Annotated in this window: 12 protein-coding genes; 10 read left to right on the forward strand and 2 right to left on the reverse strand. The window is 61.9% G+C overall.

What is annotated here, in order from left to right; translation table 11 throughout:
* Positions 1–57: 57 nt before the first annotated feature.
* Together ACNAZS_RS01615 and ggt are read right to left on the reverse strand one after the other, a co-directional pair.
* Positions 58–1,572: an ABC transporter substrate-binding protein gene (locus ACNAZS_RS01615; protein ID WP_415787015.1), complete on the reverse strand. Its 1,515-nt coding sequence runs from the start codon at positions 1,570–1,572 to the stop codon at positions 58–60.
* Positions 1,573–1,660: 88 nt separating this feature from the next.
* On the reverse strand, positions 1,661–3,289 hold the full coding sequence (ggt, locus tag ACNAZS_RS01620; RefSeq protein WP_415785484.1) for a gamma-glutamyltransferase: 1,629 nt from the start codon (positions 3,287–3,289) through the stop codon (positions 1,661–1,663).
* 107 nt (positions 3,290–3,396) lie between these two features.
* On the opposite strand from ggt, the gene ACNAZS_RS01625 reads away from it, so the two are divergent.
* The 10 genes from ACNAZS_RS01625 (at position 3,397) to gspN (ending at position 10,470) form a co-directional block, all read left to right on the forward strand.
* On the forward strand, positions 3,397–4,299 hold the full coding sequence (locus ACNAZS_RS01625; RefSeq protein WP_415785486.1) for a LysR family transcriptional regulator: 903 nt from the start codon (positions 3,397–3,399) through the stop codon (positions 4,297–4,299).
* Between the two features lie 88 nt (positions 4,300–4,387).
* Positions 4,388–4,831: a hypothetical protein gene (locus ACNAZS_RS01630; protein ID WP_415785488.1), complete on the forward strand. Its 444-nt coding sequence runs from the start codon at positions 4,388–4,390 to the stop codon at positions 4,829–4,831.
* Positions 4,832–4,925: 94 nt separating this feature from the next.
* Positions 4,926–5,369, forward strand: a complete 444-nt coding sequence (gspG, locus tag ACNAZS_RS01635) for a type II secretion system major pseudopilin GspG (protein WP_415785490.1) — start codon at positions 4,926–4,928, stop codon at positions 5,367–5,369.
* Positions 5,341–5,832: a GspH/FimT family pseudopilin gene (locus tag ACNAZS_RS01640; protein ID WP_415785492.1), complete on the forward strand. Its 492-nt coding sequence runs from the start codon at positions 5,341–5,343 to the stop codon at positions 5,830–5,832. Before gspG ends, ACNAZS_RS01640 begins: the two co-directional genes overlap by 29 nt.
* Positions 5,819–6,265 carry a type II secretion system minor pseudopilin GspI gene (gene gspI / locus ACNAZS_RS01645; protein ID WP_415785494.1) on the forward strand — a complete coding sequence of 149 codons (447 nt, stop codon included), beginning with the start codon at positions 5,819–5,821 and terminating at the stop codon, positions 6,263–6,265. The genes ACNAZS_RS01640 and gspI overlap by 14 nt, the downstream gene beginning before the upstream one ends.
* Positions 6,265–6,987 (forward strand): prepilin-type N-terminal cleavage/methylation domain-containing protein, encoded by a 723-nt coding sequence (locus ACNAZS_RS01650; protein ID WP_415785496.1) that lies wholly within the window; start codon positions 6,265–6,267, stop codon positions 6,985–6,987. Before gspI ends, ACNAZS_RS01650 begins: the two co-directional genes overlap by 1 nt.
* On the forward strand, positions 6,984–7,937 hold the full coding sequence (gene gspK / locus ACNAZS_RS01655) for a type II secretion system minor pseudopilin GspK (RefSeq protein ID WP_415785498.1): 954 nt from the start codon (positions 6,984–6,986) through the stop codon (positions 7,935–7,937). Before ACNAZS_RS01650 ends, gspK begins: the two co-directional genes overlap by 4 nt.
* On the forward strand, positions 7,916–9,013 hold the full coding sequence (gene gspL, locus ACNAZS_RS01660) for a type II secretion system protein GspL (RefSeq protein WP_415785500.1): 1,098 nt from the start codon (positions 7,916–7,918) through the stop codon (positions 9,011–9,013). The genes gspK and gspL overlap by 22 nt, the downstream gene beginning before the upstream one ends.
* A gap of 42 nt (positions 9,014–9,055) precedes the next feature.
* Positions 9,056–9,724, forward strand: coding sequence for a type II secretion system protein GspM (gene gspM, locus ACNAZS_RS01665; protein WP_415785502.1), 669 nt, complete (start codon positions 9,056–9,058; stop codon positions 9,722–9,724).
* Positions 9,721–10,470 carry a type II secretion system protein N gene (gspN, locus tag ACNAZS_RS01670; protein ID WP_415785504.1) on the forward strand — a complete coding sequence of 250 codons (750 nt, stop codon included), beginning with the start codon at positions 9,721–9,723 and terminating at the stop codon, positions 10,468–10,470. Before gspM ends, gspN begins: the two co-directional genes overlap by 4 nt.
* Positions 10,471–10,560 lie beyond the last annotated feature (90 nt).

The raw sequence follows: 10,560 nt of genomic DNA on the forward strand, positions 1-10,560 counted from the left end.
TGCACGGGCCGTGCGCACAGCACGGCCCGATCGTCAGTCTGGCTGGATGCCCCGCGTTTATTGCGCGAACGTCACGCCTTTCAGGCGAATCATGCCGTCGGGATAGGCCTTGAAACCCTGAACTTTCTTGGCCAGCACAAAAGGCCATGGTTGATAGTAGAGGTAGACCGACTGTGTGTCATTTTGCAGAATAGTCTGCGCCTGATCATAGATCGCTTTGCGCTTGGCTTCATCAGGAACCCGGCGCGCTTCGTTCAACAGCTTGTCGACCTCTGGATTGCAATAACCACCGTCGTTCAGCGCACCCTTGCACGTCACGAACTGATGGATGTTGCCATCCGGATCTACGCGACCCGACCAGCCGCGCATCATGACTTCGAAGTTTCCGCTTTTCGCCTCGCTCAACATCGCTGCGTACTCAGTCGGGCGCAGGCTCAATTGAAAACCGGCCTCGGCAGACATGGCCTGTACCATTTCGGCAATCGCCGAGGTCGTGGTGTTGTTGCCGAAAGACAATTCCGCCTTGACCTGCTCCACGCCTGCTTCTTTCAACAGCGCTTTCGCCTTCTCGACGTCACGCGCCGGAATCGGGAATTTATCGCTGAAATACGGGCTCGCCGGGGGGAACGGTTGATTGGCGGGGTCGAAAATACCGCCGCCCACGACCTCGTTAATGATATTGCGATCCAGCGTCAACTCAAACGCCTTGCGTACACGCGCATCTTTAAAAGGATTGGCTTCGCTGCGCTTGCCATTACCGGTGTTGAAATAGAACTGCTGATAGCCCAGTCCCGACACGTGCACAAACTGCAACGACGTATCGCTCTTGACCTGTTGCGCGTCGGACGGATTCATCCGCTCCAGGATATCCAGCCCGCCCGCCCGTAGATTCGACAAACGCACGGTCGTATCGGGGATCGGCAGGAACGTCACGCGTTTAAAAGCGAAATCCTTGGCACCGTAGTATTTATCGAATTTCTCCAGCACGATACGGTCGTTCTGGACCCGTTCGACAAACTTGTACGGTCCCGAGCAAATCGGCTTGCGGCCCACCGCGGCAGCGTCTTCCGAGAACGTACTGGGCGCCAACATCATGCCCGAGCGATCCGACAGCGCGGCCAACAACGTCGCGTCGGGTTGCTTCAGTTTCAGCACCAGCGTCTGCGCGTCCGGTGCTTCGATCGTATCGATGGAGCCCAGCTCGCCCTTGCGCATGCTGTCCTTCAGTGTCCTGGCACGCTCAAGGTTGGCTTTGGCCGCCGCGGCATCAAACTTGGTCCCGTCGTGGAACAGTGCATCGCCACGCAGCTTAAAGGTCAGCACGGTGTTGTCGTCATTCCATGACCATGACTCGGCCAACTGCGGCACGAACTGCAGTTTTTGGTTGACGTCGACCAACTTGTCGCACAGCGAGGTGAAGACAATGCGACCCACATAGGTACGAGCGCGATGGGGATCCAACACATCGGGGTCTTCTTGCAATCCGATACGCAAATCCTGCGCCATGGCGGTGCCCGAGGCCGCCGCCAACAATGTCGCGCATAGTCCCAGTTTGAAAGCCTTCAGCTTCATCATTTTTTTTCCCTTGTTCAGCGTTGTAGGCATTAAACCGGCGCTCGCAAGAACGCCGGTTTATGTCGTATATAGCTTCTTATTTTGCTTAAAAACCGACGGCTTGGCCATCGCGACGGGGATCGCTCGCCGCCACATAGCCGAGTTCGTTGTCGCTTTCGTGCATGCGCCAAATAAACTGACCCGCACCAAAATCCATATAGGGATCATCCACCGACTTCAGCTTGTGCCCCAGGGCCTGCAAGCCATCGACTGTCGCGCGATTCATCGTGGACTCAATGTCCAGCGTGAAATCGCGGTTGACCTTCCAGCGCGGCGCATCGCACGCGGCCTGGGGCTGCTGGTGGTAATCCAGCATGCGGATCACGGTTTGCAGATGACCCTGCGGTTGCATATCGCCACCCATTACGCCAAAGCTCATCACGGGCTTGCCGCCCCGCGTCAGAAAGCCGGGAATAATCGTGTGGAAAGGACGCTTGCCGCCTTCGACCACATTGGCCGACTTGGGATCCATCGAAAAACCCACGCCGCGGTTCTGCAGACTGATGCCCGTGCCCGGCACGACCACGCCCGACCCAAAGCCCATGTAGTTCGACTGGATGAACGAGATCATCATCCCGCTTTCGTCGGCGGCGGTCAGGTAGATCGTCCCGCCAGCGTGCGGACGGCCCGGTTCGAAATCGGTGGCGCCATCCAGACGAATCAACTTGGCGCGGCTTTGCAGATACGCATCCGACAACATTTGCTCGGGCGTGACTTCCATACTGCGCGGGTCGCTCACATAGCGGTACAGATCCGAGAAGGCCAGCTTCATGGCCTCGATCTGAATGTGCTGCGACGCCACCGAATCCACTGGCATGTTGGCCAAATCGAACTGTTCGCAGATGCCCAGCGCCATCAGGGCCGCAATCCCCTGCCCGTTCGGTGGGATCTCGTGCAACTCGTAGCCACGGTACGACTTGGAAATCGGCTTGACCCAGTCGGGGCGATAGTTGCGCAAATCGTCGAGCGTCATCGCGCCGCCGCACTCTTTACTGAAGGCCGCGATTTTCTCGGCGATCTCGCCTTCGTAGTAATCGCGTCCGCCGCTGGCCGCGATACGACGCAAGGTGTAGGCGGCATCCGGAATGCGGAAATGTTCGCCCGGCTTGGGTGCGCGGCCATTGGGCAGGAACGTCTGTGCGTAGCCAGGCTGATCACACAATTCGTCGACCGCGGCGGCCCACTTGTGTGCCACGACCGGCGGCACGGCGTAACCGCGTTCGGCCACCTCGATAGCGGGTTCAAACAAGTCAGCAAACGGCAATTTGCCCATTTTCTCGTGCAGCGCGGCCCAACCCGCGACGACGCCCGGCACGGTCACGGCATCCCAGCCGCGCTTAGGCTGGATCGCCAGGCCATTGGCATCGGTGCCGTACTTGCGCTTGAAGTACTCCACATTCCAGGCGGCAGGCGCCACACCCGAGGAATTCAGGCCGTGAAGCTCTTTGCCGTCCCACACGATGGCAAAACAATCGCTGCCCAGGCCGCAGGAAACCGGCTCGACGAGCGTGATCGTGGCAGCCGCCGCAATCGCCGCGTCAACCGCGTTTCCGCCCTTGAGCAACATCCGCAACCCGGCCTGCGCGGCCAGAGGATGCGAGGTAGACACCATGTTGCGGGCAAACTGAGGAATACGGAACGACGGATAGGGGTTGTTCCAATCGAAATTTTTCATGGGCGCACGAGCTCAAGGATTACAACAGTTAGACAAGACTATTGAACTTACTCTTGTGATTTGATTAAATCAATTTGAATAATTTTTATCACGCACAAAATATTTTTATGAGTAGCATCCGCTTTCTGCGCAGTTTTCTGGCCGTCGCCCATCACGGCTCGTTTTCCGAGGCGGCCGAACAAGTCGCCTTGACCCAGGCGGCGATCAGTTTTCAGATGCGTGCCATCGAGAGCGAGTTCGGCCGGGAGCTCTTCGACCGCAGTGGTCGGCTAGCCATCTTGAACGCGGCCGGGCGCGAGCTACTGCCTGATATCCGGCATCTGGTCGACCTTTACGATCGCCTCAAACTGCCCCGCTCGGCGCCCGGAAAGCTCGCCGGCGCCGTCTCCATCGGCGCAATCGTCTCGTGCATGGGGACCCTGTCGAAGGTCGTCTCCCAACTGAAACGAGAGCATCCGGCGCTGGATGTCCGCGTGCTCTCGGGCAAGGCCAGCGAATTGGCCAGCAAGGTCGACGCGGGCGAGCTCGACGCCGCCTTTGTCGTAGAAAGCAGCCGCAAAGTTGCCAGCATCGACTGGACGCCGCTCTACGAAGAGCCGCTGGTTGTCGTCGCACCCGCGTCGATCGAGGGGCAGACTGCCCACGCGGTGTTGGCTGCCAACCCATTTCTGCGCTTTGATCGCACGCAGCGCACCGGCCGGCAGATCGATCGCGTCCTGCGGCGCTTAGGCGTACCCGTGGACGAATTCCTGGAGCTCAACGCGATTGAAACTCTGGTGGAACTGGTACGACAGGAAGTCGGCGTCACCGTGCTGCCTCTGCTCAATGGATCCAACTGGTCAAGCAGCCCCGATCTGCGCATCCTGTCCCTTCCCGATGAGTTAGGTCGGCCCACTCGTAATATCGGGATGCTGGAGCGCCGCGGCCATGTCCGCCAACACGTCACCCGTGAAATCTGCGCACAATGCCAGGAAATATTCCTGCTGAAGGCCCAAGCCCAGGCCGCGTAGGCATCAGGCATGATGGGCTCCGAACACGTATTGCTGCCATGAAACTCTGTTAGAGTCCACGATTTCGCTATCACTGACGTCCTATCCCATGCGTCTGCGTCCCATGTTTTCCCTGCCCACCGGCCCGCGTGCGGTACGCGTCTTGGCAATCCTGGCCACTGCGACGGGCGTAGGCCTATGGAGCGCGATTCTGCTGGCGCCTGCCCCTTCGAACCTGCCCCCAGCCCTCAATACAAGCAACGACGCCGGCTCCGACACACGGGCCGTCGCGAGATTGTTCGGCACGGATGGCGTCCTTGACACCCAGATTTCCGTATTGGGCCTGATTTCCGCGGGGCCACAAGGCTCCGCCGTGCTAAGCATCGACGGCGCTCCGGCCCAAGCCTATCGCGTCGGCACAGAGATTGCCCCCGGCCTGGCGCTTGTCGAGGTCTCTCCCACGGGGATTGAAGTCGATCGCAACGGCACCCGGCTGCGCTCGGCCGCCCCGACTCGCGCAGTGGCACCCAATGGGTTTGTGCCAGCGCCATAACGCCGCCTGAGCCACCGATTCATTCGTGTAACATTAATATTATTATTGTCATATTTCTGACGTATCATCCCGCTTTTGTCGCAATTTCTAGAGAATGCGGAGAGAATTCGTGCATCAGTTTCAGCGCCCGCGTGCCCGCCAGCAAGGTTTCACCCTGATTGAAATCATGGTGGTGATTGTGATCATGGGTATTCTTGCAGCACTCGTGGTTCCCCGCGTATTGGATCGCCCCGATCAGGCACGCCGTGTCGCCGCCCAGCAAGACATCAGCGGCCTGATGCAGGCATTGAAGCTCTATCGCCTGGACAACGGCCGCTACCCTTCCACGGCACAAGGTCTGCAAGCCCTGGTGCAGCGCCCCGAAGGCGCGCGCAACTGGCGTCCCTATCTGGATCGCATGCCCAACGACCCGTGGGGCCAGCCCTATCAATACCTGAACCCTGGCGTCAAAGGCGAAATCGACGTGTTCTCGTTCGGCCCCGACAACAAGCCCGGCGGGGAGCAAGACGATGCCGACATCGGTTCGTGGGAACTCTGAGCGCGGTTTCACCCTAATCGAAATGCTGATCGTGGTGGTGATCATTGCCATCGCCGCGTCCATGGTCAGCTTGTCAGTTTCTGCCTCGTCGGACCGTGTACTGGTGGCTGATGCCGAGCGCCTCGTCGACGCGTTCACCGTCGCACAAAGCGAAGCACGCAGCGACGGTCGCACGATCCGCTGGTACGGCGATGAGCGGGGCTGGTCATTCGAACGCCCAGGCAGATCCGAGCGTCTGTCGGCGCAGGACGAAGGGCCGCAGACTCCCGATCGTTTTGAAGACGACCCCAGCCTACGCGCCCAGACGTGGCGCGCGACACCCGTCACGCTCATCCTGTCGCCGAATCGGCCCGTGTTCTTTGGAACCGAATGGGTTTCCGATCCCTTGGTACTGGAGTTGGCCGCCGACGGAAACACCGTACGCATCGAACGCGACGCGGCGGGTGGTTATGCGATTCATTAATTCCCGCGCGGCGCAACCACCTGTTGCCCCGGCATCGCATTCCGGGCAATCCGGCGTCGGACGACGTCGCCTACAAGAGGGTTTTACGCTGATCGAGGTACTCGTTGCCCTGGCAATTATCGCGGTCGCCATGGGTGCCGCGCTGCGGGCGACGCACGTCATGCTGGACAACAGTCGCGCCATTCGTCACAAGACACTCGCCCTGGTCGCGGCGGAAAATACACTGGCCCTGCTACGGCTCGAAGGTGCTTTTCCCCGCGCCGGCACCCAGACCCGGACCTGCCCGCAAGGCACGCTGGCGCTACGGTGCGAGATCGAAATCCGCAATTCGTTAAATCGCAATTTTCGCCAAGTCACGGTGCGGGTGCACGACACGGACCGCCCCGACACCTCGCTGGCCGAGTTGACGGGCCTGTTGTCGCAGGTCCGATAATGCGTACGCACGCAACCCCGATAGCCCGTCGTTCCTGTCAACGCCTCGCGCCTCGCACCCGCCAACAGGGCTTTACGCTGATCGAAGTACTGATCGCCATTGCCCTGATGGCGTTGGTGAGCCTGATGTCCTGGAAGGGACTGGAACGCGTGTCGGCGGCGCGCGAATGGCTCGGCGATCAGGCCGTCGACCAAGCCATCGTGTTACGCACGCTAGGTCAGATCGAACGCGACCTCAACCGGGCGTATAGCGGTGTGGCTGCCGAAGACACCACAACCGAGAGTCGTGGCGTAAGCGGCGGGACGAGCGAGGGATCCACGGGCGGCACGACCGGTGCAGCCGGCAACGCCGACGATGACGACAGCACCCTGTTTCCCCCCGGCATCAGCGTCACCCAGTCAGCGGGCGCGGTCTTGCTGGATATCACGCGCGCCACGCCGGACAGCGGCTTGTGGCAGCGCGTGACATGGCGTCTACGGCCCGATGGCCTATGGCGCTACAGCGGCGCGCCCGCCGCAAACTATCCTCTGCCCGAACCCACCGAGGGCATTCTCATCATGCCCGACTGCACCAGCCTGCAAGTGCGTGCCTGGGTGTTCGGTCAGGGCTGGCGCGATCCGCTGCGTCCGGCAACAACGCGCGCGTCGGGGCTCGAGGTCGTCATGGAACGACGTCACAACAGTCAATTGGAACGCTACACCCGCGTGGTGATCTTGCCATGATCCGGCGCACTGCTACGACCCAACAAGGCGGGATGGCCGTCGTCAGCGCGCTGATCGTCGTCGCCATTGTCGCGGCCCTGACCAGTGGCCTGTTCCTGCGTCAAACCTCGGCGATTCGCCAGATCGAAAACGAACAGGCCCGCATTCAGGCCCGCTGGCTGTTGCTGGGCGGCATCGACTGGTCTCGCCTGCTGTTGCGTGACAACGCCCGTCAAGAGGCCACGGTGAGAGGCGACCAGCTTTGGGCAACGCCGGTGCTCGATACCCGCATCGAAGGCGATCAAAGCGGCCAAGAGGCTGTCTTTGCGGGCGACATCAGCGACGAGCAAGGCAAATACAATCTGTACAACCTCGCGTCGCGCGGCGTGGTCGACGAAACACAAGTCGCTGTGCTGACGCGCCTGCTCAGCATGCTCGGCCTGCCCGAGCGACTGGCGCCCCAGTTCGCGGGCCATATTGCCATGACACAAAGCCGTCGGCCCCCAGGCACGGAAACGGCACAGGGCGCGCAGACGGACATCCAGGGCGGCGTTCGCGCGCCTCAGCCACGCGGCATCGATGATATGGCCTCGCTCATGAACGTCGACGAGCGCGCCCGTGAATCCCTGCGCCGCACGATGACTGTGCTACCCCAGCCCAGCGAGGTCAACGTCAACACAGCCCAACCCGAGGTGATCGCTGCCCTGGTGCCCGGGTTGACCCTTTCCCAGGCCCGCAGCGTCACGGGCGAACGAGACCGTGGCCGCTGGTTCAACGACAGTGGAGACTTTTCCAATCGTTTAAGCAGCTACGGCGAGGACCTGGAAATTCCCGAGGTTGCCACCGGGAGCAAATGGTTCCTGGCCAATGGCACCGTCGCCTATCGGCGCAGCCGCGTTAGCATGCAAGCACTGCTATCAATGTCAGACCCCCGCACTCCAAAAACAATATGGATAAAAGAAACTCCGTAAAAAACGTTCTGCGTATCGCGTTACCGCCGCTGGCCGAGTGGACGGATAGCACGCCCCTGCCCTATGCCTGGCTGGATCGCCAGGGACGCGTTGCGCGTGGCGGTGAACTGGCGGCCGGCGCGCTAGCCGCCGCCTTTCCACAAGCTCGCGTGCAGGCCGTCCTGCATCCCGACGACGTGATCGTCGCAACCATCAAGGTACCCGCGGTTCCGAACAATCGCTATGCCGCCGCCGTACAGAGCACGCTCGAGGGCCTCGTCCTGGGTGATCTGGACGACCTGGCGGTCGGCTACAGCAAGCGTACGGAAGACGGCACGGCGACAGCTGCGTGGATCTCGCGCGAAGCCCTGCGCAACGCTTGGCAACGCCTGTCGACGGCCGGTTTGGCCGTCCAGGCGTTCTACCCGCTGCAGGTCTGGTCTGAGGCCGGCGCGACAGCAGCACCGGCCGCATTGCACGATCTCCAGGACCCTCGCTGGCAAGCAACCAACCCGGCCTGGTCTCTGACCCTCCCCCAATTAGCGCCACGCCAGCCCTCTCGCTGGCGCGGCGCCGCCGGATGGGCCGCGATCGCTGCCTGCGTGTGGATCATCGGTCTGAATATTTACGCCAGCCAACTCGATCGCGAAGTGCAGCAACTGCGCGAACGCATGGAGCGCGATGTACGGGACGCTTTTCCGGACATTCCCGTCATCCTGGATCCCCTGCGTCAGGCCCAGCAGGGTCGCGACGCCCTGCGCACCGGCCAGGGTGACGTCTCCGGAAAAGACCTGCTCTCGCTGGCACGCACGGCCGCGCAAGTCCTGCCCTTTGCCGCTGATGCGGTGGATGTCATGAGCTATCGCGACGACGTGCTGACGCTGAGACTGTACGACGGGACGCAGGACAGCAACACGCCGAGTCTGTCCGCCGCTGGGGCGACCGCAACCCCCACGGCAACGGCCAGCGCTCCGTCCAGCGACAAAGCGGATCGGCTTGCCGACACCGCCGCCATTTTGCAAAGCGCCGCCGCACTCGGCGCACGCGTCGAGCGCGACGACAACGGCGATTGGCGTATTTCCCGGGCGGAACCTTGATCGCACCTCGGCACGACTGTCGACGTGTATGGAGTATTTTTGATGCGTCTTTCTGAATCTCTACAAACTACGCTGGCTCCCTGGCGGCGTCGCGGCGCCGACGGGTGGCAACATGCGCAAAACTGGTATCGCCAGCGCCCGCCTCGCGAACAACGCTTGCTCGCCATCGCGGGCGCCATCATCGGTATCGCCCTGGTCTTTTTGATCCTGATTGATCCCGCCTGGTCCACCATGACCCGCGCGCAGCGCGAATTACCTGAACTGCGTGCCCAGGCAGCCACCGTCGCCGACCTGACCGCCCAAGTGCGCGCTCTGCGTCGCCAGGGCTCCCCGGCTGCGGGCAACGCCGCGCCATCGACCGACGAACTGGCCACCAGCCTGCAGCGCGAGGGGCTGACCGCAGAAAGCTGGTCCATCGCTCACGGTGACACCGCATCGAAACGCAACGGCGATGCAGAAAATAGCAGGGCTCGTCGTGGCAGTATCGGTGGGGATCGTGTCGGGGGGTCGTCGCAGGCCACCCAAGCCATCACGCTGACGTTGCATGAGGCCTCCGCCGCCTCGTTATTTCGTTGGCTCGACATCGCCGCTCGAGATTGGCGACTGTCCGTCATCGATGCCGAACTGACCCGTGCCATGCACGCCACTGGCAAGCGTCTGCCCGGTCGTCTGAGCGGCACCTTGACCTTAATACCCGCCATGCAACCATGAGTCGTTCCCGGTTTCTCTCGCTGTCGCTTGCCGTCTTTTGTCTGATCTTTGCCCTGATCGCCGCCCTCATCGTCCTGCCCGCACGCTGGCTCATGCTGGCCCTGCCCGACAACGCCATGGCGAGCATCGCTGACGCCAGCGGCACCGTCTGGCAAGGCAGCGCACAGCTCGCCCTTGGACCGCGGGGCGCGCGCTATCTCCTGCCCGAGCCCATTCGCTGGCAATGGAATAAAGGCGCGCTCGAAGTCTCACACACCTGGCTGCGGGGTCCCGTTCGTATCGAACCCGGCCTGTCTGGCGTCAAAGTCTCGGGACAACATCTACAGGCCCCCGCCGGCATCCTGACGGCCTTTGGCGCGCCCCTGAACACGATCGCGCCGGGCGGCCAGATCAGCCTCAATTGGCAAGCCTTTGTCGTGGGACATCTTCCCGACAGCGGCACCCTGGCCACGGGCCGCTGGACCCAGGCCAGCTCAGCCCTATCGCACGTGCGCCCCTTGGGCGACTACCGTCTACAAGTCAGTGCAAAAAACGGGGTGGCACAACTCGCGTTCAGCACCGAGGCTGGCCTACTCACTGCCAAGGGGCAAGGGCAATGGGAAAAAGGCCGCCTGCAATTCAGCGGCACGGCGCAAGCGTCGGACACGGCCAGCGATGCGCAACGGGCCGCGCTCACCGGCATCCTGACCGCGCTGGGACCCGTCTCCGACGGTACGGCCAAATTTGGCACGCCGCCGCGACGATAAGTCCAGATCACGTGCATAGCGCCACCACGGCTTAGCGTGGTGGGGCGTCAGCATATTGGGACTGTATCGTGAGCGTCGATACGCTGCGCG

The organism is Bordetella tumulicola, from assembly GCF_965138755.1.
GTDB classification, from domain to species: domain Bacteria; phylum Pseudomonadota; class Gammaproteobacteria; order Burkholderiales; family Burkholderiaceae_B; genus Bordetella_A; species Bordetella_A tumulicola.

What these genes read in the sequence shown, in the direction of transcription:
- ACNAZS_RS01615 (WP_415787015.1), bottom strand. Translation starts at nt 1,572, where the DNA reads ATGAAGCTGAAGGCTTTCAAACTGGGACTATGCGCGACATTGTTGGCG.
- ggt (WP_415785484.1), bottom strand. Translation starts at nt 3,289, where the DNA reads ATGAAAAATTTCGATTGGAACAACCCCTATCCGTCGTTCCGTATTCCT.
- ACNAZS_RS01625 (WP_415785486.1), top strand. Translation starts at nt 3,397, where the DNA reads ATGAGTAGCATCCGCTTTCTGCGCAGTTTTCTGGCCGTCGCCCATCAC.
- ACNAZS_RS01630 (WP_415785488.1), top strand. Translation starts at nt 4,388, where the DNA reads ATGCGTCTGCGTCCCATGTTTTCCCTGCCCACCGGCCCGCGTGCGGTA.
- gspG (WP_415785490.1), top strand. Translation starts at nt 4,926, where the DNA reads ATGCGGAGAGAATTCGTGCATCAGTTTCAGCGCCCGCGTGCCCGCCAG.
- ACNAZS_RS01640 (WP_415785492.1), top strand. Translation starts at nt 5,341, where the DNA reads ATGCCGACATCGGTTCGTGGGAACTCTGAGCGCGGTTTCACCCTAATC.
- gspI (WP_415785494.1), top strand. Translation starts at nt 5,819, where the DNA reads ATGCGATTCATTAATTCCCGCGCGGCGCAACCACCTGTTGCCCCGGCA.
- ACNAZS_RS01650 (WP_415785496.1), top strand. Translation starts at nt 6,265, where the DNA reads ATGCGTACGCACGCAACCCCGATAGCCCGTCGTTCCTGTCAACGCCTC.
- gspK (WP_415785498.1), top strand. Translation starts at nt 6,984, where the DNA reads ATGATCCGGCGCACTGCTACGACCCAACAAGGCGGGATGGCCGTCGTC.
- gspL (WP_415785500.1), top strand. Translation starts at nt 7,916, where the DNA reads ATGGATAAAAGAAACTCCGTAAAAAACGTTCTGCGTATCGCGTTACCG.
- gspM (WP_415785502.1), top strand. Translation starts at nt 9,056, where the DNA reads ATGCGTCTTTCTGAATCTCTACAAACTACGCTGGCTCCCTGGCGGCGT.
- gspN (WP_415785504.1), top strand. Translation starts at nt 9,721, where the DNA reads ATGAGTCGTTCCCGGTTTCTCTCGCTGTCGCTTGCCGTCTTTTGTCTG.